The following is a 22,731-nucleotide window of genomic DNA, read 5'->3' on the forward strand; positions in this document are numbered from 1 at the left end:
CCCCTATTTCACTATTGCTACTGCTATAATAGCGACCTGCTTCGCTGTTCGCCTTAGGCCTACAGTTTGCCAATAAATCATTTAGTTGAGACTCTCAATGCCATTCTCCCAACTTGGATTACACAGCGCGCTTGTCAAAGCGGTGACTGAACTGGGTTACACGAACCCCACGCCGATACAGACAAAGGCCATTCCCAGCATTTTAGCGGGCAAGAATGTGCTTGCCGCGGCGCAAACGGGCACAGGTAAAACCGCCAGTTTTGTACTGCCGCTGCTGCACAGATTCGCCGATGCCCCCAAGATCCGCCCTAAGCGAGTGCGCGCCATCATACTCACCCCCACACGTGAGTTAGCGCTTCAGGTCGAAGAAAATATCAACCAATACGCCAAGTATTTACCTTTAACAGCCATGGCCATGTACGGTGGTGTCGACGCCGCGCCGCAAAAGAAACGGCTGATTGAAGGCGTCGATTTACTGGTGGCCACGCCTGGGCGTTTACTCGACATGTATACCCAAAGGGCCATCCGTTTCGATGAAGTCTCAGTATTGGTGCTCGACGAAGCCGACCGCATGCTTGATATGGGCTTTATCGAAGACATTAATAGCATCATCGAAAAGCTGCCCGAGCAGAGACAAAACCTCTTATTTTCAGCCACCTTATCGAAACAAGTTAAGGCGCTGGCGAAATCCGCGATTCCGGACGCCATCGAAATTGAAATCAGTCGTAAGAGCGCGGCGTCAACTCATATTGACCAATGGTTGACCACGGTCGATAAAGATAAAAAGTCGGCACTGCTGAGTCATTTGATCCAAGAAAATAACTGGTCACAGGCATTAATTTTTATCCAAACCAAACACGGCGCCGCCAAATTGGTTAGCCAGTTAGAAAAGCGTGGCATTGTTGCGGAGGCTTTTCACAGTGGTCGTAGCCAAGCGGTACGCGAGCAACTGCTTATCGATTTTAAAGCGGGGAAAGTCTCCTTCTTGGTCGCTACGGGTGTGGCCTCACGCGGTATTGATATCGATGCCTTAGCGCGGGTGATTAACTACGACTTACCCGATGAAGCCGACGACTATATTCACCGCATTGGCCGTACCGGACGTGCGGGTAACCAAGGTGAAGCAATTTCCTTTGTTTCTAAGGATGATTTCAGAAACCTATGCGCGATCGAGCGTCGCTTGGGTCATGTTATCGTACGCAGGGAGATAGCTGGCTTTGAGCCGAAAAAAGTCGTGCCGATTTCCATACTCGATTTTGTGCCTAAATCGGCATCGACAACAGAGCGTAAACCCAACAAGCTCGCCGAGACAAGTGCTCAACCCCGCCCCTATTCAAGTGGCAAGCCGGGCACCTTTGAGGCGACACAAGCCAAGAAGCATCGTAGTGCCAAAGCAACTCCTGCGCCTAAAGCCCCAAAGACAGGGACTGATAGTCGCTCAGGTACTCACTCAAGTGCTTACTCAGATAGCCGCCCTGCGAATCCACTGCAAGCTAATCCATGGCAAAACAGCATCAAGCCGCAGGGGGATACCGACACCCAGGCAAATCCTTGGCACAAAAGCACTAAGTGAATTAGCAGTTTATTAACGAATTAACTCAAAATAGCAGAAGCAAATATGACGATTATTTTTACAACCAACCTCGGTGATATCAGTATCGAACTCGATATGGAGCGCGCGCCCGTTACCGCCAAAAACTTTATCCGCTACTGCCAGGAAGGTTTTTATGAACACACGATTTTCCATCGAGTGATCAAAGGCTTTATGATCCAAGGCGGAGGCTTTACCGCCAAAATGAAGGAAAAGCCCACCCACGAACCGATTGTCAACGAAGCCAACAAAGGCCTATCGAATGTGTTTGGCACTATCGCTATGGCCCGTACCGATGCACCGCACTCGGCGACCGCGCAGTTTTTTATTAATACGGCCAACAATGAGTTCCTCGACCACACAGCAACCACGAACAACGGTTGGGGTTATGCGGTATTTGGTAAAGTCACCGCGGGACTCGAGGTCGTGCTGCAAATTGAAGGCGTAAAAACCACCCGTGTTGCAGGCCATGAGGACGTGCCCCGTGAGCCGATTATTATCGAAAAAGTAACTATTGTTGAAAAATAGTGATTATCGTTGAAAAATAGTCATTATCGTTGAATAAGTTACTTTATCTAATCGAGGAAGAGTGTGGCGTTACTTAGCTGTGACCAGCAATAACACCGCAATTCCTCGATAGATAAAACTTTGGTTTTAAACCCTAGATAGAAAAAAGGAGCACTCAAACCAATGGTTAGTTGCTCCTTTTTGTTTATTTACGTCTGACTGTTTATTAACGTCAGTTATTAGAGACAAACGCTGCTGCAATGGCGTTAATCTAGATCTTTCAGCGGCCACAGCACGATATGATCTTCTATATCTTTCACCCTGCGCTCATCCACCACTTTGCCTTGAATCGACATCCCCGCAAGGTACATAGCTTCTTTAGAGCCAGTGAGTAATGGATGCCAGCTTGGCAATTCTCGACCGGCTGCTAAACGACGATAGGCGCAGCTATCGGGTAACCACGTCAGTTCATGGACGTTTTGCGGTGTGATCACAGTACATTGGGGAACATGGCTAAAACGGTCACTATAATGCTTGCAGCTGGCACTGTGATGATCGAGCAATAGGCAAGCTGCATTGGTGTAATACAACTCCTCAGTTTCATCATCGATCAACTTGTTTAAACAACACTTACCACAACCATCGCAGAGGGACTCCCACTCCTGCGATGTCAACTCGGTTAACGCTTTATTCTGCCAAAATGCCATGTTTACGCTTATCTTCATAATAAAAAACCCGCTTAATGCGGGCCATTTTACACCAATTTACTGGGGAGTCTTAATTCTCTCCGATAAATGCACCACAGAGATGCCAAAATAATCGCCCTCGCCTAAATAATTCACCGCTTGCCAGTGCATTAAGGCGCGGTAATTGCCATAGACCAGATATTTCCGGCCCTTGGCACCGTCGGGCATGATAAGCGAAGCGTGAATATCCTCACGATTCGGTAAATCCGTATTATCGAAACGCCTGACACCTAGCTGTTGCCACTTGGCTAAGGTTTGGGATTGGTTGAGTCCGATAAACTCGGCCTTAAGATCCGCCGGTGCTTGAACCTGACGTCCCCAAGTATCTTCACCATTCCAGCCCTGCTGCTTAAGCAGGTTCGCGGCAGAGGCAAACGCATCGGCCACATTGTGCCAAATGTCTTTTTTACCATCACCGTCGCCATCTTTGCCGTAGGCTAAATATTCACTCGGTAGCAATTGGGTTTGCCCCATAAAGCCTTTGTCATTGCTTTTAAGATCATCAAACTTAAGATGCTCTTTATCCATGATGGAAAGCGCAGCCATAAACTCCCGCTGGTAACGCGCCGTATCTTCGCCAGTAAAGGCTAACGACGCCATGACAGACAGCACAGGATAATCCCCCGACGCATCCCCAAAGTTAGACACTAAGCCCCAGAGCGCCACTAAAAACCGCGGCTGCACTTGATACTTGTCGGCAATATTGCTCAATAGCACCTCATGCTCGTTAAAGAGCACGCGCGCCGTATCCACCTTCCATTCTGGCACCACTTCTGGCAGATAGGTTTCAAGGGTTTTAGATTGGCTTGGCGCTGCGGCCACATTGGCTTTTTTAAAGCGTTTTATCTGCGGAAAAGCCGTATTGATCGTCGCTTGGCTAATACCTTGGGCACTCGCCTCTTGCTTAAGCTTAAGGAGGTAATCGTTGAAGGAGGCGTCTTGCCCGAGCGCGCTATGGCTTACCAAGGGCAAGAAAATCAATGTACATGCTGCAACGCGTTGAAGGAGGGTCTTTGGCATATACCTTTGTCCGCAGTTTATGGGCTAGTCTTTAATCCCAAGGCTTTCTCTGTGTTCGGCCAATAAATTAACCTGCGGTGGCGGAATTTGTAAATAAAAACCCTTTTCCTCGAGTGCTGCTCTGACCTTTTGAATATCGGCGATACCGAGGGATTCACGCTTAGCGATGGGGAACACCATCACTAACTGAGGCACACCAAACATCTCCAACAACGCTTGGGGAACATCATCAAAACAGTCCCTTTTGTTCACAAATAAGTAAGTGTCAGCCTTTCGACTACTTTTATAAACCGCACATAGCATAAGAGTATAAATATCCAATAGTTCAAACTTGCCAGTCAATGGGGCACACTATAACATGGTCGCCTAGTAATTTAATTGTAAAATCAGCGAACCGACTGATGATTTCTGGAGAATAGTGCCGGGATGTCAAAACCTAGCTTAGAGTTAAAAGGCGCTTCTTTTACTCTTTCAGTGCTTCATATCAATAGCAGCGACTTAAATGCTGTCATGGCTGAATTAGATAGCAAATTGGCACAAGCCCCTCAATTTTTTCTGGGTGCCCCTTTAGTCGTCAATCTCAGCGCCATCCAAGATAACGATTTCAATTTACATGGCTTAAAAGAGTTATTACTTTCCCGCCAGCTCGTTATCGTGGGGATCACCGGAGCAACGACCGCTCTTAGTAATCAAGCCAAGACCCTAGGCCTTGCCATCGTCAAAGCGGGCAAACAAAGCGTGACGCCCCCACCTGCCCCGCGTCAAACGAAGGTTTTGAAGCAAAATATCCGCTCAGGCCAGCAGGTCTATGCAAAAAATGGTGATTTAATCATATTTGGTGCCGTAGGTAATGGCGCTGAAGTCATTGCCGATGGTAGCATTCATATTTATGGCGCATTACGAGGAAAAGCCATGGCGGGCGCGGCCGGCGACAGCAGCGCGGTAATCATCGCCCATTCCCTCGAGGCCGAATTAGTTTCAATAGCAGGGCAATATTGGCTCGCTGAAAATCTACAACAACATAGCTCAGATAAAAGCGGCTGCATTCGCTTAAATGGCGAGTCGCTTATCGTTGAATCATTGCCCCTCTAAATGGCATAAAAAAGGATAGAGAGAAACATGGCACAAATTATTGTTGTCACTTCAGGTAAAGGTGGTGTTGGTAAAACCACATCCAGTGCGGCGATTGCAACTGGACTTGCAATACAAGGGCATAAAACTGTTGTTATCGATTTCGATATTGGTTTACGTAACTTAGATTTGATCATGGGCTGCGAGCGCCGCGTCGTCTATGACTTTGTCAATGTGATCAACGGCGAAGCCAATTTAAATCAGGCACTGATTAAAGACAAACGCTGTGAAAAACTGTTTGTACTGCCGGCATCGCAAACCCGCGATAAAGATGCACTGACCAAAGAAGGCGTGGGTCGTGTGCTCGATGATTTAGCGAAAGAATTTGATTTTATTATTTGTGACTCTCCCGCAGGGATTGAGCAAGGCGCAATGATGGCACTGTATTTTGCCGATATCGCTATTGTGACCACCAACCCTGAAGTGAGCTCGGTTCGCGACTCTGACCGTATTCTGGGCATGCTGCAGAGCAAGTCACGCCGCGCCGAACTGAATTTAGAGCCGATAAAAGAGTACTTACTGCTGACTCGTTATTCGCCGAGTCGGGTAAAATCGGGCGAAATGTTAAGTGTTGACGATGTAAAAGAAATCCTTGCCATTGAATTACTTGGTGTTATCCCTGAATCGCAATCTGTACTCAAGGCCTCTAACTCGGGTGTGCCTGTGATTATCGATCAAGAGAGTGATGCAGGTGCGGCTTACAGTGATACGGTCGCGCGTTTACTGGGTGAAGATGTGCCAGTACGCTTCATTACGGAAGAGAAAAAAGGTTTCTTACAACGGATATTTGGTAGCTAATTATGTCTTTACTCGACTATTTCAAAAGCAAGAAAAAGCCTAGCACTGCGGTAATGGCAAAAGAGCGACTACAAATTATTGTGGCCCATCAACGTGGACAACGGGATACCCCTGATTATTTTCCACAGATGAAACAAGAAATTATCGCCGTTATCCGCAAATATGTGCATATTTCTGATGATCAAGTTTCTGTGCAGTTAGATCAGAACGACGATAACCTGTCGGTACTCGAACTTAACGTCACATTGCCTGACAGATAAGTCGAGCGTTGGCGTCATCCTCATCACGGGGATGACGCTTTCTGCTGCGTGTTTGTCGAATCTTAGGCGAAATAAGCTAAGCCTTCATATAAGAGAGAAAGGCCTTAACAACGCGCCAAGACCTCAATATTACTGCAGATTATGTATTAATCAGCTCAAATTAGACTTCAAGCTTTGCCAACGACTCGGCGGCAATGTGTCCACGCCAGCCACTTAAGACCGTCGGTAACTCACCCTGCTGTTTATCCCAACGCCATTGTAAATACTCATGGATATGACGTTTAGAGCCCAGCATCTCCATCGGGATGGCATGCTGCTCACACAGTTCAGTTAAGCAGGTTTTAATATTCTTAAAGGCCGATTTGTAACCTGGTTTGAGCGCTAAGACATCCACTAATTCCGGTGGATTGCTTAAATCCGCGGTCTGCATCACCCGTAAAATATCTTTACCGTGAATGCGTTTCTCTTGCTCGGTCAAATCGTTCAATTTGAGCAAGTCGCCCATGCTCTTAGGCTGCTTCTTCGCAAGCGCGATCAGGCCGTGATCTTTAATCACAAACCCTAAGGCTAAATCCCGCGCTAAGGCTTTTTCTAAACGCCACTTCGCCAATACTTTAAGGTAGGACAACTGATGCTCAGTAAGCTGAAAGGCATTCTTCACTCTTAGGTACGCAGTCTCCACATCAGGCACAGCCAATCGCCCTTCTGTCATCCGCTCACCTTCTTCATACAGCCAGCCCAAGCGATCTTGCGCCTTAAGCTTGTCGGCGAGTTGCGGATAGAGTTGATACAGATACAACACATCGTTCGCGGCGTAGCTCAGCTGCGCCTCAGTCAAGGGGCGGCGCATCCAGTCGGTGCGCGACTCACCTTTATCAATCACTTCACCTAAGCAGGTTTCAACTAACTTGGCATAACCTAGGCCATGGCCCATGCCACATAAAGAGGCAGCGATTTGGCTATCGAACAAAGGCGTAGGTTGACGCTGACCATAGTGGGCAAAGACTTCTAAGTCCTCGCTGCACGAATGCACCAATTTGATGATGTTGGGATTATCCAGCAAAGACCAAAATGCACTGAGATCTGGCAGCGCGACAGGGTCAATTAAGGCTAAGGTTTTACCATCATAGGCTTGAATGAGGCCAAGCTTAGCGTAATAGGTACGTGTGCGCACAAACTCGGTATCTAACACGAGCAGCGGACTCTGTTGATATTGAGCGACGAGGGCATTGAGGCTCGCTTCGTCGCTCACATACTGAAACACTGACAAATTCTTCTCCAGTTCCTGTGGGTTAAGCACAGTCCATAAAAACAAAAGCCGGCTCATTGCCGGCTTCAATCTTACGCGCGCTTCACTTCGTCTCGAAGTTCTCGTCGCAAGATCTTACCCACGTTGGTTTTAGGTAACTCGTCCCTAAATTCTACCAGCTTCGGTACTTTATATCCCGTTAAATGCGCACGGCAATGCTTAATGATGTCATCAGCGGTTAAAGATTTATCTTTTGCCACCACAAACACCTTCACTAATTCACCGCTGGCGTCATTTGGCACGCCAACCGCAGCCACTTCAATCACTTTAGGGTGTAACGCGACGACCTCTTCGACTTCATTGGGGAAGACGTTGAAGCCCGATACCAAAATCATGTCTTTCTTACGGTCGACGATATAGAAGAAGCCTTGTTCATCCATATTGCCGATATCACCGGTGGCAAGCCAGCCGTCTTTATCAATCACTTTGGCCGTTTCCTCTGGACGTTGCCAGTAGCCTTTCATGATCTGTGGACCTTTACCAAATAGCTCACCAGTCTCGCCCTGTGGCAACACATTACCCGCATCATCACGCACTTGGATTAAGGTTGATGGCGCAGGGAAACCGATAGAACCGTTGTAGCCATCTAAATTATAGGGGCAGCACGTGAGTAGCGGCGACGCTTCGGTTAAACCGTAACCTTCGAGTAAACGGGTTTTCGTGATGCTTTGCCATTTATCGGCTACGGCTTTTTGTACCGCCATCCCGCCACCAATGGATAATTTTAGGCGAGAAAAATCCAGTTCCGCAAAATCGCTGCTGTTCACTAACGCATTAAACAGGGTGTTGACACCTGTCAGTGCCGTAAAAGGATATTTTTTTAGTTCGGCCACAAAGCCTGGAATATCACGCGGATTGGTGATTAACAGGTTTTGACTGCCCTTATGTAAGAACAGTAAGCAGTTCACTGTTAGGGCAAAAATATGGTAAAGCGGCAAGGCTGTTACCACAAATTCGTTGCCATCACGCAGTGCAGGTGAATAGGCACCATTAGCCTGTAATACGTTTGCGACCACGTTTCTGTGGGTCAACATGGCGCCCTTTGACACCCCTGTCGTTCCACCTGTGTATTGCAAAAAGGCTAAGTCATCACCCGTGATAACGGGTTTAACATACTGCATTCTGCGCCCTCTTGAGAGGGTTTCGCGCATTGAAAGTGCATGGGGTAAATCGTATTTAGGCACCAGTTTTTTGATGTACTTGACCACAAAGTTAACTAAGGTGCGTTTTGGCGCGCTAAGCAGATCCCCAAGCCCGGTGATAATCACGCTTTTAACTGGCGTCTGGTCGACAACCTCTTCCAAGGTACGGGCAAAGTTTGATACAACCACAATGGCCTTAGCGCCAGAGTCGACTAATTGGTGCTTTAATTCGCGGGGAGTGTAAAGCGGATTAACGTTCACCACCACCATGCCCGCACGTAAAATACCAAACAGCGCAATGGGATATTGCAGCAGGTTCGGCATCATTAGGGCGACACGGTCACCCTTTTGTAGCTTTAATTCATTTTGCAGATAAGCGGCAAACGCACGGCTGCGTTCTTCAAGTTTACGGTAAGTTAGCGTGGCACCCATGTTGATAAATGCCGGTTGATCTGCATATTTAGCCACCGCCGTCTCGAACATATCGACGAGCGATGAATACTGATCCGCATTAATCTCAGCAGGTACATCTTTTGGCAAATGATTAATCCAAGGCTGATCCACTACTTTCTCCTAAATCCCCACAACTGCGGACACGGTATCCCTACTACCGTCAATACTCGACAAATACCGAGTTAAAATACCGACTTACATTTTATTGTTATTGATTGACCCGCATAAATCATACGGGCGTTTTAATTTTGATCATCATCACATAAAAAAAACAAAAAACCTAGCGTCTTTTTTATGTAAGCAAAAGCGATTATTCGACAAACTGCTGGATCAAGTGCGCGACCCCTTTGGCGTTATCCATGTGCACATGGTGGTCGCCCTCGAGCATATGCTCAGACAAATGTGTGAACCATTTCCTCGCCTTAGGCAGCGCCGCCTGCAACTGGCTAAAGCCCTGTTTACCGCAGATTAATAAGGTCGAGACCGAAATATGCTGCATCAATGCATCGACCTGCTCAAAGGTCAGCCGCATGGGCGAGTCGAGCCTTAATCTTGGATCACTGCGCCACGCAACACCATCGGTGGTAGGTTGCATATTGCGCTCGAGTAACAATCGGCACCAAGGCTCCGCCAGCCCCGTTAAGTGCACTCTTGCTTTTACTGCGGTATCCATGTTGTCGTAGACTTTTAGCTGTTTATGCTTTTGCGCTAAAAATTTCTCGTGCTGATAAAAACTCTTTCGCAGCCGTGTTTTCGCTTGCATCGCCGACTCAAACAATGGGCTTAACGCCTCAATCAAAATCAGTTTGTTGACCTTTTCTGGAAAGGTTGCGGTGTACGCCGAGGCAATAATGCCCCCTAACGAATGCCCTATGATGGCCAACGGCTTTTGCGGCAACATCGCCAGTAACGCATCGAGATCGTATAAATAGTCAATCCAATGCAATGGATAATGTCCCGGCCGATGCGCTGAAAAGCCATGACCGGGCCAATCTATGGCAAGTATCTGATAATGAGGCAAATACTCAGCGAGAGGCTCAAAACTGTTCGCATTGTCTAACCAGCCATGTAACGCGAGCAATAACGGCTTATCTTTCGCTCCCCATAATCGACCACTCAGCTTGATATGGGGTAACACAAACTCGACTTGATTTTGGGGGGCGAAAGATTGCCACATATTGCCTCTAATGTCAGGTGATTAGCGCGATTTTTTGATAAATTTGAGCGTCATGCGATCGCTCTCACCAATTGCTTGGTATTTTTCTTTATCGGTATCGCCCAAGGCAAACGAAGGTGGCAGCGTCCATACCCCCTTGGCATAGTCCTTAGTGTCTTTCGGATTGGCGTTGATTTCTGAGCTTTCGGCTAAGGTAAAACCCACCTTTTTGGCCAGCGCGATCATCTCGTCTTGGTCCATGTAACCCGTGCTCATATTCATGCCTTTATTGGCTCTATGTTCGACCACGCCAAACACACCGCCATCTTTCAGCACTTTATAGGAGGCGGCAAACACGTTTTCGAGTTGATCGCTTGAGGCCCAGTTATGTAAGTTACGGAAGGTTAATACCAAGTCAGCACTGCCATCGGCACCTAAATTCATTTTTGCAGGCGGGTCGAGAACCACCATTTTCGCATTGCCAAATAAGGCTTTATTGGCCGTCATCCAAGTATCGAATTTCACGCCCGCATTGGCGCGATAGCGATTACCTGGGGTGTCCGTGCTAGGGGTAGTTTCGAAACTGGCGGCAATATACTGCCCCTTAGGCGCAAGATAAGGGGCAAGGATTTCTGTGTACCAGCCATTGCCAGGCCAGAGTTCAATCACGGTTTGCGTGGGGGTGATACCAAAAAATGTGAGGGTTTCAGCAGGGTGACGATAAATATCGCGACTGGCGTTTTTCGCTTGGCGAAATTCGCTCTTAATGGCCTTATCCAAGCCTTCATCGGCGTAGGCCATACCTGAACATAAACCAGCAATCAGCATACTGGCGACGAGTGTGACTTTTTTCATAATAATTCTCCTTGGATACCGAAGACTTAAGCTAGCAGTCTATATAAAAAAATCCAAGAATTAGCCGCACAAGTTGACTATTTAGGCTGTAAATATTTGTGATGTCATCACGGCATTAATGCCGCCATAGATTAGCGAGAGAGCGCTGAATCCACCCGGCGCCAAGCCATAAACAAGGCGAAGAGACTGCAAAATAGCCAAATGGCGACCCAAATCCATGCAGGGATCCATGAACGCTCGGCCAGCAGTACCGCATCGCCCTGCCCTTCGAGTCCGAGCAATACCGTCGGGCTTGCCAGCGCATTGAGCATGATCATCAGGCCAATAATACGTAAGAATTGCGTGAGAATTTTATTTTTGCTGAGTTTTAGCGGCAGTAACAATATTATCGTCAGCACAGCTAATATGGCTAAGGTCAGTAAATCTCGCCCCCACAGCAGGCCACTTAACACCACTAAACCGCCCAGAAAGGCAAAGCTTAGGCGGATGCCCTTAGGCCAAGTTGCCAGCAGATAAATAAGGTATCCCCAACAAGCTGCGCCAAAATAGCCCGCAAATCCAATCACCAGTGGCGAACCACCTTGGCTAAAGCAAAAACCCGCACCATTGGGGAAGAGTTGAATATGGCTCACTATGCCGCCACTAAGCACTGTCGCTATCCCATGGGACAACTCGTGGAAATAGCTCTCTAACCACTTAAAAGGCACGCTCAGATAAGGAATGCGCGTCAATATGAGTGCCAGCATCAGTTCGATGATAAACAAACCGCGGCTAGGAAGACCGCCAGTTAGACGAGGAGTAAAACGGGATTGAGAAGACACGGGCGCACTATCAGGCATAAATATCCACGCCGACCATCTGCTGAATTTCTTCACGTTTGGCAGCATGTTGCGTTTGTAGGTATTGGGCAATAGCCCCTTGATGACCTCGGGTGCTTTGTTCGTATTCGAGCTGGGCACCGAGTCTGGATTGTAGGTTTTGTGATGATCCTTCTGCGGTATCATCAAAGGCTAAGGCAGAAACCGCATCGAGCTCAATCACAGGGCGCGGCGCTTCCGTGGGCGACATTCCCTGTATGACTGCGGGGCGATTACTCGCAACCGCTTGTGTCAAACTCGTTTGAAGCGAATTTACCTGCATCGAAATGCCCAGTTTATATCCTATTAGCCTTGGTTAACCTTGTTAGGCGGTTGTGACGAGTGCCTAACTAGGAATTAATGTCTGCATCGAGAATCCATGCAGACAGTTTAGATTCTAACGTATCATAGGCGAGAATGAACAGTTTATTCACGTCCCGGTAACTTTTTCCATGTCACAGTATCACGTAGGTACACAGGTTCGAGTTCATCGACACTGGTGGTTAATCCCGCTTTGATACCCGCTTCGGCTAACGCTAACATGGCACGGGCATCGGGATACTTCACCGCCGCTAAGGAGGTAATGCCGCTGCCTAACGCTAATAACTCGGGATAGGCATCAAACCCAGTGCCACAGCCGACAATGGCTTTATTAAGATCGAATGCTAGTTCAACCTGCTCTGGCGCACTCACTACCTCTTTACCGACTAAGGTGGCAATGCCATCGACGGCAACGAATTGACCCCAGTACACTTCTCCCATGCGCGCATCGATACAACAGAGCACTTGCTCGGCAGCGTGCTCAGCAATCGCCATTTGTGCCATGGCCGCTAAGGTGGAAATGCCGATAACGGGTAAGTCTAACCCTAGGGCTAAACCTTGAGTCATGCTGGTGCAAATACGGATCCCCGTAAAACTGCCTGGCCCACGGCCGTAAGCAATGGCATCCAGTTTATCTAAGCCGACATTGGCTTGCTTTAATACGGCTTCCACCATAGGCAATAAACGCTGACTATGCTCCCGTGGCGCATCGGCTAACTCAGCAAAAACCTGTCCTTGATAATACAGGGCAGCCGAACAAGCTTCGGTACAAGTGTCGAGGGCGAGAATACAAACAGAGTCTTGGGGTGTTGTCATATAAAAACCGCGCTGTGGGTATAGTTGGACAGACGAAAAGTGACTTATTAGGTCCTGCACTATACCAAGTGTAAATTGGCGCAAATGATAACATCAATTAATCGAAAGCAAAGGCTTAAAAGCGGCGGCTAGTGACTCAATTTGCTTAGCGCTGGGTTTGTGATCGCCATCACTAACTCAAAAACCTCTTAGGCCTTTGTCCAAATATTGGGAAACTTTTCCTCCATTTTGGGTCTGAGCAAACAGTGCTGAAGCTTTTGTCTCACGTCACTTAGCACCTCTATGCAACTGCAAAATACTAGCTATGCAGGTCCTAAGCATCGTTTTTACTCTCTCCCACTTACGCGAAGCTTCGCGTGATGCTTTGCACTCTGTAAATAAGGAAATTCAATGAGCAGTACACAAGAAAATACCCTTAACCCCCTGCGCCGTTTAAGACGCCTGCGCCGCACCGAGGCCATGCGTGACCTAGTGCGTGAAACCCAGATTTCCCTAAGCGACTTGGTTCACCCACTTTTCATCGAAGAACACATCAGCCAAGCCGTACCCATTTCAACCTTGCCGGGGATCTGCCGTCTGCCCGAGAGTGCGCTTGCCGATGAAATTCAAAGGCTTTACGCCCTAGGGATCCGTTATGTGATGCCCTTTGGTATTTCCCACACCAAAGATGCACAGGGCAGCGACACTTGGGATGACAATGGCTTACTCGCGCGAATGATCCGCACCATCAAAACCGCCGCGCCAGAGATGATGGTGATCCCCGATATTTGTTTTTGCGAATATACCGACCACGGACACTGCGGCGTATTGCACCATGACGAAGTCTGTAACGATGAAACCGTGGCTAACTTAGTTAAACAATCCATTACCGCCGCCAAAGCCGGAGCCGATATGCTGGCACCATCGGCCATGATGGACGGCCAAATTAAAGCCATTCGTCAAGGGCTTGATGAAGCAGGCTTTGAGCACATTGCCATTTTGGCCCATGCAGCCAAGTTCGCCTCTTCCTTCTACGGGCCTTTTAGGGCCGCGGTGGATTGTGAGCTTAGCGGAAACCGTAAAGGCTATCAGCTCGATTACGCCAATGGTCGCCAAGCCTTGCTCGAAGCACTGCTCGATGAAGAGGAAGGCGCGGATATTTTGATGGTGAAACCCGGCACGCCTTATTTGGATGTGCTAAGTCGCCTAAGACAGGAAACCCACCTTCCCTTAGCGGCTTATCAGGTTGGCGGCGAATATGCCGGCATTAAGTTTGCCGCACTGGCGGGCGCCCTCGATGAGCGCGCCGTCGTCACCGAGACCTTTATCGGATTAAAGCGTGCGGGCGCCGATTTAATTGTCAGCTATTACGCGAAACAATATGCCGAGTGGTTAGCGCAGTCCCGCTAACTCGCTGAGTCTTCAGCCAAGCATTAACGAAAACGCCACCCTATCGGTGGCGTTTTTTATCCATCAATTTACCGCACATTAAGCCTATGCTTGTAGCTCGGCAAAGAGGGCTCTTACCTTTTCAACCTTTGGCCGCACCACAATTTGGCAATAGGGCTGCTCGCCATGCAGGGCGAAGTAATCATTGTGGTAATCCTCAGCGGGATAAAAAGACTCAAAGGCCACCACTTGGGTGACGATCGGCGCATCAAATACCCTTGCCTCGGTTAACTTTGTAATCATGGCGTTAGTCTCTTCAATCTGCGCCGCATCGTGGGCAAAGACGACGGAGCGATACTGCGGCCCTTTATCGTTGCCTTGGCGATTAAGCGTAGTGGGATCGTGACTCTCAAATAACACCTGCAGTAGCGTTGTAAAGCTGATTTGCGCGGGGTCAAACTCAATGTGCACCACTTCTGCATGCCCAGTTAATCCCGAACACACCGATTTATAATCGGCATCGCTTGCCTCGCCGCCCGAGTAACCGGAGCTGACATTCAGCACGCCCTTAAGGCTCTTAAAAATCGCTTCAACACACCAAAAACAACCCGCACCAAAGGTCGCAAAGGCTGTTTTATGCGTCGATGTCGTCACTTCATCGGACGCTTGAAACATCATAGAGACAGAATTAACGCAGTGACGAATATTCTTCGGCGTTAAATATTCCCCTTCAAACACATGGCCTAAATGGCCGCCACACTGGCTACAAACGATTTCGGTACGACGACCATCGGCGTCGACATGGCGACTCACCGCCCCCGGAATTTCATCATCGAAGGCTGGCCAACCACAGTGGGCATTAAACTTATCTTCTGAGCGATACAAAGGCGCATGGCATTTTTTGCATAAATACACGCCTTTAGCGTCATGTTTATAGTACTCACCGCTAAAGGGACGTTCAGTGCCCTTTTCTTCTATGACATAGCGTTCAAAATCAGTCAGTTTGTTCATAAAAGTCTCCTTTAGCTCCTAAGGTATTCGCCTGCATAAGACCGTTTATTCCTTAGGTTTATTGCGCCTCGGCCTGAATTGGCTTTTTGGCATAGTAGCCGCTTTAGTCAATAAAATCCTGTTGATTGAGCCATTGCTTAAATAACTGGAGGAAAATTCAGCAGTAATCTCAGTCCATCGTCTTGAGTGTTTGCACCAAGCAGAGTGCAAAGCTACACTTGCTGCGGGTCAATTCTCTACCCAAATGCTTTCTATTTTGGCCGCTTTGCACTAGGGCTTAGCGCACCATACCGATAATGAGATAAGTGGCAATGACTCCTTACCTTTATCCTTAGAAAGTGTTTGGTTAATAACCATATATAACAAGTAGAAACAATATGAAATTAGAAACCATTGATTATCGCGCAGCCGATAGCGCCAAACGCTTTGTCGAATCCCTACGTGAAACGGGCTTTGGTGTGCTCTCTAACCACCCTATCGATAAAGAGCTGGTCGAAAGCATTTACGCTGAGTGGCAAGCCTTTTTCAATTCTGACGCTAAGAACGAGTTTATGTTCAATCGTGAAACCCACGATGGCTTCTTCCCAGCGTCGATTTCTGAAACCGCAAAAGGTCACACGGTTAAAGACATCAAAGAGTATTACCACGTGTACCCTTGGGGTCGTATTCCTGATTCTTTGCGTGCCAATATTCTGGCCTACTATGAAAAAGCCAATGCGCTGGCCTCTGAACTGTTAGAGTGGATTGAAACCTACTCGCCAGACGAGGTTAAAGCCAAATTCTCTATCCCGCTGCCAGAAATGATTGCCGACAGCCACAAAACCCTGCTGCGCATTCTGCATTACCCACCGATGACGGGCGATGAAGAAATGGGCGCTATCCGCGCTGCGGCCCACGAAGATATTAACCTTATCACAGTGCTGCCCGCGGCCAACGAGCCAGGGCTGCAAGTCAAAGCCAAAGACGGCTCTTGGTTAGATGTGCCAAGCGATTTTGGCAACATTATCATCAACATTGGTGATATGTTGCAGGAAGCCTCGGGCGGTTATTTCCCATCGACCTCACACCGTGTGATTAACCCAGAAGGCACGGATAAGACTAAGTCGCGCATTTCACTGCCCTTATTCTTACACCCGAATCCTTCGGTCGTGCTGTCTGAGCGTTATACCGCCGACAGCTACTTAATGGAAAGATTGCGCGAACTGGGCGTACTTTAACTCAGCCCCAAGTAATAGATGCTCAAATTCGCATCAAGATTAAGCAATTAAGCGCCTTCGGGCGCTTTTTTTATGACATTCGTCGCCTTCAAGGTAGAATAGCCGTCTTTAGGTCATTAAGAACAAGGCGCTATCATGGCAATTCAATGGTATCCGGGGCACATGCACAAGGCACGCAAAGAGATCGAAGAGGCTATGCCTCAGGTCGATCTGGTGATTGAGGTGCTGGACGCCCGTATTCCCTACAGTAGTGAAAACCCCATGGTGTCAAAGCTTCGCGGCGACAAACCTTGTATTAAGCTACTGAATAAATCCGACTTAGCCGATCCTGAGATCACCGCCCAATGGATTGAATACCTTGAACGTGAACAAGGGGTAAAAGCCACTGCGATTACCACACTGCAACCGGGTATGTTGAAAATGCTGCCGGATCTTTGCCGTAAGTTAGTGCCGAGTCGCGATAAGACCGAAAAAGACATTCGCACTATGATCATGGGGATCCCTAACGTGGGTAAGTCCACCATTATCAATACCTTAGCCGGTCGTGTTATCGCCAAAACCGGTAACGAACCCGCCGTCACTAAAAGCCAGCAACGTATTAACCTACGTAATGGCATAGTGCTCTCGGACACGCCAGGGATTTTATGGCCTAAAGTCGATAACGAAGCCAGTAGCTATCGCCTCGCCGTCACGGGTGCCATTAAAGATACCGCCATGGAATACGAAGATGTGGCACTGTTTGCCGCAGGTTATTTCTTAAAGGCGTACCCGAAGGAAATTTGCGAGCGTTATAACATCAGTGAATTACCTCAGGATGATATGGCGCTACTCGAAGAAATCGGTCGTAAACGCGGTGCCCTGCGTCCCGGTGGTCGCATCGATTTACATAAAGCTTCGGAAGTCGTGTTACACGACTATCGCTCTGGTCGAATTGGCCTATTATCCCTCGAAACGCCAGCGATGGCCGAAATCGAGAAAGCCGAAGTGGAACGCATTCTGGCTGAAAAAGCCGCCGAGAAAGCCGCTAAGCTAGAAGCGGAAAAACTGAAACGCTCAGGTAAACGACATAACGTTTAAGCGCTGTTTTTAATCACTTTACCCCGTCAATAGCGGGCTAAAGTGGCTCATTAAAGTGATGATTTAGATTAAAAGTCATTATTTATATTAATAATTATCGCACAGCAGAATGTATTCACAGCCCTCAGTTTGATGTATCAGCCAGCGCCATCTCAGCGCTGGCTTTTTATTTGCTCCCACGTATTCATGGTTGGCTGAACAATCTCACTCAATCTACAGCAAAATTAACTGCGACGTAGGCATTCATCGATTCGCGACAATATAAGCCTTAAGCGATTTATGCTTAGGGGCGATTCCATCAGTACAAACCAGAAGCACTATTGGCTTCGAACACTGGGGCTTGGCCCGCCGCTATCATGTTGTAACTCAACATAAATGGTACTCCCCCCTCCGAGGCCATAATATTATCCATCCAGCCAATCGGATTATTGAACAAGGAGTTATCCTGATTTAATACCCCAATGGCGCCGTTGGCTTCATCAAAGTCCCAAACAACTGAGCCCCAGTGCCAGTTGAGCCCTCTCACATATTGCCAGCCAAGCAAGGTACCGAGTGCGTACAGTACATCATCATCCATCATTCGTTGATTTGCCCGATAGTCACGCGTCAATTCCGTAATGGCAGCAACTATCTCCTGCGGCGGAGTCGTCTCCGTCAAACTGAGTAATGCGAGTCCTTTTTCGGCTAAGTGTTCGAGTTCTTTGTGTATTTCCTCAGATATTGCATTAATTTCGGCCATAATACCTCCCTTAGAATGGGCCAAATGTCCATGGCAAGATACGGATAAACCCCGTTGGTGCCCATACCACCTAGGGATGAAATACTAAAAGTGGAAATAGTTGGGATAAAAAATTAAAACATCTCCCGATACAGCGACATCTATCCGCAGCCGATTTATCCGTCTGACATCACGCATGTTGTTAATTGCGCCTCTCCAACAAACTCGGTAGAACCATAAAGCGCAGCCTTAATCCGAACAAAAGCCCTTGGATTAACGTGTTCCACGTTAGGAAACTTGCCTGCGATTGAGTGCCTTTATTGTGCAACTTACGTTAGGCCGCGGTTATCTTCTGACTCAGTGAACTTTTGATTAATGCTATAACCCTCACACTTTAATAATGAAATAAACTCAAATTCTTCATAAAGTTGAACTAATATGTAACATGCATAATGGCAGGAATGGGAGTCAACACAGGGAAAGCGAATGCCTCAAACATTAAATAAGGTGTCGGCTATCCTGTCGCGATGAAGTAGTTACCCTCCTAACCAACACTGTAACATTAGGGATCTGCCGTTCTGTATTCATGCAGGTGATTCAAGTTATCGGCTTATAACTCGTTGAGGTAACAACGGAATCGAAAACAACGAATTAATCGCGGTTGAAAATCGTATCGTCACTAAGTTTTTGGACATGTTCATTAAATTTGGCATGCTCCTCGCGCTAGCATCCTTCTGCTATACCATCTTCTCCCCATTTTTAAATATCATGCTCTGGGCCGTGATCCTCGCGGTTGTGATTTACCCCTTTCACCAGCGAATTGCTAAGCGGCTCAATGATAAACAAGGCCGCGCCGCCACTCTGTTGATTGTTTTAGGATTAATGCTACTGGTGTTACCAACTATTATGATGGTCAGTTCCATGACCGATAATATGGGCAGCCTAGTAGAAAGTGTTAATCAAAACACCCTTGAAGTCCCTGCACCAAAGGAAAGCATTGCCAATATTCCCTTTGTTGGAGCAAAAATTTATGACGTTTGGCAGAAAGCATCGACCGATTTGCCCTCGTTAGTCAAAAGTTTACAACCGCACTTAGGCGAAGTAACAAAGCAAGTCATTCATGCATTGGCAAGCATCAGTGGCAGTCTGTTGATGAGTATGTTTTCCTTTATCATCGCAGGCATCATGATGGCGTATGGCCGCGCCGGTGAACAAAGTTCGACTCGTATTGCCACTCGAATAGCAGGCCCTGAACGCGGCGCAAAATTGGTCAATATCTGCTCTTCTACCATTCGTGCAGTGGCGCTTGGAGTTATAGGTGTAGCCTTTATTCAGGCATTGCTGATCGGTATTGTTATGACCCTTGCGGGTATCCCTTTGGTGGGTATCTTCTTTATCTTGGTCTTGGTATTAGGGATTGCACAAGTTCCCGCGCTATTAGTGACTCTTCCAGCGATAGCTTATATCTGGATGACTGGCGACAACGGCACGGTAGGCAGCATTATCTATACAGTGTTGCTGATTCTTGCGGGTGCGGTGGATAACGTGCTCAAACCTATTTTCCTAGGTCGAGGAGTCGATGCCCCAATGCCTGTGGTACTGATAGGCGCGTTAGGCGGCATGGCCACCAGCGGTATTCTGGGAATGTTTATTGGCGCCACACTCTTATCGATCGGCTACCGTATCTTTATGGCATGGGTGGATGAAGGTCTCGAAGAGCCGTTGAGAGAGCAAGATGACAATTGACCATTTCATTCCCCGCTTAATCTTGGGCGGGGTTTGCGCTCTGCTCGGCGGTTGTACTGTGCTTGGCCCTGACTATCAACGGCCCGACGTGCCAGAAATCCAAACATGGCAAAGCGCCAGTTCGAAGCTGTTTAGCACGGTTCCTGCTGCTAGCGATTATCGGCAATGGTGGTCCAAGCTTAACGATCCCGTGCTCAGCCGTTTGATTGACGAAGCCTTGCTGAAAAATCCGGATGTGCGGATCGCAGGCTTGCGGATACTCGAAGCGCAAGCACAGCTTGGTATCGCCGAAAGCCTGCGTAATCCCCAATTAACCCAAGCCACGGCCCAGTGGCTCGGTGCGGGCCAAACCCAAAGCGGCAACAGCACCTCGGGCAGCAGTTACGGCGCGGCATTTAATCTGGGCTGGGAACTCGATTTTTGGGGTAAATTTCAGCGCAGTATCGAGTCTGCCGATGCCAATTACTTTGCCACTATCGCCCAATACGATGATGTGCAAGTGTTGATGATTGCTCAAGTGGCGCAGCTGTATGTCACCATTCGCACCTTGGAGGCTAGGCTCCAAATTGCCCATGAGAATGCGCAAATCCAAAAACGCAGTTTAGAAATCACCCAGCACCAGTTTCACAGCGGCAATACGGCTGAGCTCGATGTGCAACAAGCCAAAACCCAGTACTTGAGCACGCTGTCAACCATTCCAACCTTAGAGACGAATCTGCGCCAAAGCCAAAATGCCCTTAGTACTCTGCTGGCCAGAGCGCCCGGCCCCTTAGCCGAAATGGCAAGCAATACCGGCGTGATCCCAGAAGGGCAATTAACCTTAGTCACTGAGATGCCTGCCGATTTATTACGTCGGCGCCCTGATGTACGCACCGCCGAGCGCCAGCTTGCGACCCAATCAGGGCAGATTGGCATTGCCGAGAGCGATTTGTATCCCTCTATCACTTTGGCTGGGACTCTGGGATTAAATGCCACGGGCAGCGGCCACAGTATTTTCTCTTGGGGTATGGGGCCATCGATTAGCTGGAATATCCTCGACAGCGGTCGGTTGAGCAATCAAATCCTAGTGCAAGATGCACGCTTTGAGCAATTACACGAAGTCTACCGTGAAACCGTGTTCAAAGCGGCGCGTGAAGTCGATGATGCCGCCATTGCCTACGCCAACAGCGCGACGGAAATCACCTTACTGACACAAACTGGTGAAGCCGCGAGTCGCTCACTTGAGATAGCCAACACTCAATACCGTGAAGGCATGGCAGATTTCCAACGGGTACTCGACTCTCAACGCGCCCTCTTCAGCCAACAAGAACGTCTGGTTAACAGTCGTGGCGCCCATATCGGCAACCTCATCACCCTCTACAAAGCCTTGGGAGGCGGATGGGAGCAAGGCCGACAACGCCCACTCGTGAGCCCCGAGGTAGATAAAAAGCTTCGCGCCCGTGATGAATGGGTGCCGCTATTGGATGCGAACCCGCCCCAAGCCGGCACAGCACCAACTCCCCAGCCACCAACGACTACTCAAAAGGGAATTGTGAATGACTGACAGTACACCCACACCAGGAAAGGCCAGCAAATATGCCACGCTTGGCCTGCTGGCACTCATCGTTATCTTACTGTTCTGGTATCTGTTGGCCGACAGAATGACGCCCTATAGCTCACAGGCAAGGGTTCAAGCCTTTGTCGTGCCGATAGCCGCCGAAGTCACGGGGCAGATTTTGAAGGTCTATGTACAGGATAATCAGGATGTGACTGAGGGCTCTCCCCTATTCGATATCGACCCTGAGCCCTATGATATTGCGCTCGCCAAAGCCAAGTCTGATTATGAAACCATGCTCAATAGCGTCAAAGCTAATAACGAGGGCGTAAAAGCGGCCGAGGCGAAACTACAAGCCATGCGGGCGTCTTACAGTAATTCGGTAAAAGATGCCGAACGGCAAGAGCGCCTCTATCGCCAAGACCCAGGCGCCATTTCAGTGCGTCGACTCGAAATTGCTCAGGCATCACGGGAAACCGCCAGCAGCCAAGTCACCGCCGCCGAAGCCGATGTTAGACGCGCCATTGAGGCTGCTGGCGTAAATGGTGAAAATAACTCACAGCTATTAAGCGCCCGTTCGGCAGTGAATAAAGCCGAGCGCGACAGACAAAATACCCATGTTGTTGCTCCTAGCCGTGGGGTTATCACGGATTTACATACTGATGTAGGGCAATTTATCAATGCGGGCGCCCCGGCGATGACCCTCATCGCCATTCACGATGTGTGGATTTCGGCAGATCTCACTGAAAACAACCTCGGCAATATTCAAGTAGGTGACCGCGTCGCTATCTTACTCGACAGCATGCCAGGGCGGCTCTTTAGCGGACAAATACGCAGTGTCGGCTACGGGGTGGACGATGGTAAAAAACAGGCAGTTGGGTCACTCCCCACCGTCAGCAATAATCGCGATTGGTTAAGACAGGCGCAGCGCTTTCCAGTCAAAGTGTCGTTCTCTGCGGATGATATGCCACCCGCGGCCAACTTACGGGTGGGTGGTCAGGCGGATATCTTAGTGTATACCGAAGAACACAGCCTGATGAACCCGCTCGGCGCCCTCTATATTCGGATCATGAGTCTCTTCTCATACCTGTATTGAGG

At 48.5% G+C, this 22,731-nt stretch carries 23 protein-coding genes; 11 read left to right on the plus strand and 12 right to left on the minus strand.

Annotation, left to right across the window (positions count from 1 at the left end; genetic code table 11):
• The first annotated feature begins 97 nt into the window (after positions 1–97).
• The gene (locus N5E87_RS12080) at positions 98–1,573 is read left to right on the plus strand and encodes a DEAD/DEAH box helicase (RefSeq protein ID WP_086904118.1); all 1,476 of its coding nucleotides are present in this window, start codon (positions 98–100) and stop codon (positions 1,571–1,573) included.
• A gap of 45 nt (positions 1,574–1,618) precedes the next feature.
• Positions 1,619–2,119 (plus strand): peptidylprolyl isomerase, encoded by a 501-nt coding sequence (locus tag N5E87_RS12085; RefSeq protein WP_086904117.1) that lies wholly within the window; start codon positions 1,619–1,621, stop codon positions 2,117–2,119.
• Positions 2,120–2,364: 245 nt separating this feature from the next.
• Here N5E87_RS12085 and N5E87_RS12090 read toward each other — a convergent pair whose 3' ends face one another.
• Genes N5E87_RS12090 through N5E87_RS12100 form a run of 3 tightly spaced genes read right to left on the minus strand, consistent with a single transcriptional unit; the run spans position 2,365 to position 4,167 of the window.
• Entirely contained in the window at positions 2,365–2,805 is a 441-nt protein-coding gene (locus N5E87_RS12090; protein ID WP_086904116.1) for a YcgN family cysteine cluster protein, read from the minus strand.
• A gap of 57 nt (positions 2,806–2,862) precedes the next feature.
• Positions 2,863–3,864, minus strand: coding sequence for a lytic murein transglycosylase (locus N5E87_RS12095; RefSeq protein WP_086904115.1), 1,002 nt, complete (start codon positions 3,862–3,864; stop codon positions 2,863–2,865).
• 24 nt (positions 3,865–3,888) lie between these two features.
• Entirely contained in the window at positions 3,889–4,167 is a 279-nt protein-coding gene (locus N5E87_RS12100) for a YcgL domain-containing protein (protein WP_011717311.1), read from the minus strand.
• A 123-nt stretch (positions 4,168–4,290) separates the two neighbouring features.
• Between N5E87_RS12100 and minC the strand changes: the two genes are divergently transcribed.
• From minC to minE, 3 genes are read left to right on the plus strand one after another with little or no spacing between them, the layout of a single operon-like run.
• Entirely contained in the window at positions 4,291–4,956 is a 666-nt protein-coding gene (gene minC / locus N5E87_RS12105) for a septum site-determining protein MinC (protein WP_011717312.1), read from the plus strand.
• A gap of 27 nt (positions 4,957–4,983) precedes the next feature.
• Entirely contained in the window at positions 4,984–5,793 is an 810-nt protein-coding gene (gene minD, locus N5E87_RS12110) for a septum site-determining protein MinD (protein ID WP_011717313.1), read from the plus strand.
• 2 nt (positions 5,794–5,795) lie between these two features.
• The gene (minE, locus tag N5E87_RS12115) at positions 5,796–6,053 is read left to right on the plus strand and encodes a cell division topological specificity factor MinE (RefSeq protein WP_011622938.1); all 258 of its coding nucleotides are present in this window, start codon (positions 5,796–5,798) and stop codon (positions 6,051–6,053) included.
• Positions 6,054–6,213: 160 nt separating this feature from the next.
• On the opposite strand, the gene rnd is transcribed toward minE, so the two are convergent.
• The 7 genes from rnd to tsaB all read right to left on the minus strand — a co-directional run bounded on the left by rnd (position 6,214) and on the right by tsaB (position 12,962).
• Positions 6,214–7,323 (minus strand): ribonuclease D, encoded by a 1,110-nt coding sequence (gene rnd, locus N5E87_RS12120; RefSeq protein ID WP_176370349.1) that lies wholly within the window; start codon positions 7,321–7,323, stop codon positions 6,214–6,216.
• 71 nt (positions 7,324–7,394) lie between these two features.
• Positions 7,395–9,068, minus strand: coding sequence for a long-chain-fatty-acid--CoA ligase FadD (fadD, locus tag N5E87_RS12125; protein ID WP_086904114.1), 1,674 nt, complete (start codon positions 9,066–9,068; stop codon positions 7,395–7,397).
• 199 nt (positions 9,069–9,267) lie between these two features.
• Complete coding sequence (locus N5E87_RS12130) at positions 9,268–10,134, minus strand: alpha/beta hydrolase (RefSeq protein WP_086904113.1); 867 nt, start codon at positions 10,132–10,134, stop codon at positions 9,268–9,270.
• Positions 10,135–10,155: 21 nt separating this feature from the next.
• Entirely contained in the window at positions 10,156–10,968 is an 813-nt protein-coding gene (locus N5E87_RS12135) for a class I SAM-dependent methyltransferase (RefSeq protein ID WP_011717317.1), read from the minus strand.
• Between the two features lie 131 nt (positions 10,969–11,099).
• The gene (locus N5E87_RS12140; RefSeq protein ID WP_086904112.1) at positions 11,100–11,807 is read right to left on the minus strand and encodes a M50 family metallopeptidase; all 708 of its coding nucleotides are present in this window, start codon (positions 11,805–11,807) and stop codon (positions 11,100–11,102) included.
• Positions 11,800–12,108: a hypothetical protein gene (locus N5E87_RS12145; protein WP_086904111.1), complete on the minus strand. Its 309-nt coding sequence runs from the start codon at positions 12,106–12,108 to the stop codon at positions 11,800–11,802. The genes N5E87_RS12140 and N5E87_RS12145 overlap by 8 nt, the downstream gene beginning before the upstream one ends.
• A 143-nt stretch (positions 12,109–12,251) precedes the next feature.
• Entirely contained in the window at positions 12,252–12,962 is a 711-nt protein-coding gene (tsaB, locus tag N5E87_RS12150) for a tRNA (adenosine(37)-N6)-threonylcarbamoyltransferase complex dimerization subunit type 1 TsaB (protein WP_069454863.1), read from the minus strand.
• A gap of 390 nt (positions 12,963–13,352) precedes the next feature.
• Between tsaB and hemB the strand changes: the two genes are divergently transcribed.
• Positions 13,353–14,351: a porphobilinogen synthase gene (gene hemB, locus N5E87_RS12155; RefSeq protein ID WP_086904110.1), complete on the plus strand. Its 999-nt coding sequence runs from the start codon at positions 13,353–13,355 to the stop codon at positions 14,349–14,351.
• Positions 14,352–14,435: 84 nt separating this feature from the next.
• Here the strand turns inward: hemB and N5E87_RS12160 are convergent, their stop codons facing one another.
• The gene (locus tag N5E87_RS12160; RefSeq protein WP_086904109.1) at positions 14,436–15,341 is read right to left on the minus strand and encodes a bifunctional methionine sulfoxide reductase B/A protein; all 906 of its coding nucleotides are present in this window, start codon (positions 15,339–15,341) and stop codon (positions 14,436–14,438) included.
• A 377-nt stretch (positions 15,342–15,718) separates the two neighbouring features.
• Here N5E87_RS12160 and N5E87_RS12165 point away from each other — a divergent pair, with 377 nt between their 5' ends.
• Entirely contained in the window at positions 15,719–16,558 is an 840-nt protein-coding gene (locus N5E87_RS12165; RefSeq protein ID WP_086904108.1) for a 2OG-Fe(II) oxygenase family protein, read from the plus strand.
• 135 nt (positions 16,559–16,693) lie between these two features.
• A complete protein-coding gene (gene ylqF, locus N5E87_RS12170; protein ID WP_086904107.1) occupies positions 16,694–17,635 on the plus strand; it encodes a ribosome biogenesis GTPase YlqF in 942 nt (313 codons plus the stop codon).
• A gap of 298 nt (positions 17,636–17,933) precedes the next feature.
• Here ylqF and N5E87_RS12175 read toward each other — a convergent pair whose 3' ends face one another.
• On the minus strand, positions 17,934–18,374 hold the full coding sequence (locus N5E87_RS12175) for a hypothetical protein (RefSeq protein ID WP_086904106.1): 441 nt from the start codon (positions 18,372–18,374) through the stop codon (positions 17,934–17,936).
• A 672-nt stretch (positions 18,375–19,046) separates the two neighbouring features.
• On the opposite strand from N5E87_RS12175, the gene N5E87_RS12180 reads away from it, so the two are divergent.
• The 3 genes from N5E87_RS12180 to N5E87_RS12190 are packed head-to-tail and all read left to right on the plus strand — an operon-like array spanning position 19,047 to position 22,729.
• Entirely contained in the window at positions 19,047–20,099 is a 1,053-nt protein-coding gene (locus N5E87_RS12180) for an AI-2E family transporter (RefSeq protein WP_256657287.1), read from the plus strand.
• Positions 20,089–21,642: an efflux transporter outer membrane subunit gene (locus tag N5E87_RS12185; protein WP_086904104.1), complete on the plus strand. Its 1,554-nt coding sequence runs from the start codon at positions 20,089–20,091 to the stop codon at positions 21,640–21,642. Before N5E87_RS12180 ends, N5E87_RS12185 begins: the two co-directional genes overlap by 11 nt.
• Positions 21,635–22,729 carry an HlyD family secretion protein gene (locus N5E87_RS12190; RefSeq protein WP_086904103.1) on the plus strand — a complete coding sequence of 365 codons (1,095 nt, stop codon included), beginning with the start codon at positions 21,635–21,637 and terminating at the stop codon, positions 22,727–22,729. The genes N5E87_RS12185 and N5E87_RS12190 overlap by 8 nt, the downstream gene beginning before the upstream one ends.
• Positions 22,730–22,731 lie beyond the last annotated feature (2 nt).

Source organism: Shewanella sp. GD03713, assembly GCF_029843705.1.
In the GTDB taxonomy this organism is placed as follows: Bacteria; Pseudomonadota; Gammaproteobacteria; order Enterobacterales; family Shewanellaceae; genus Shewanella.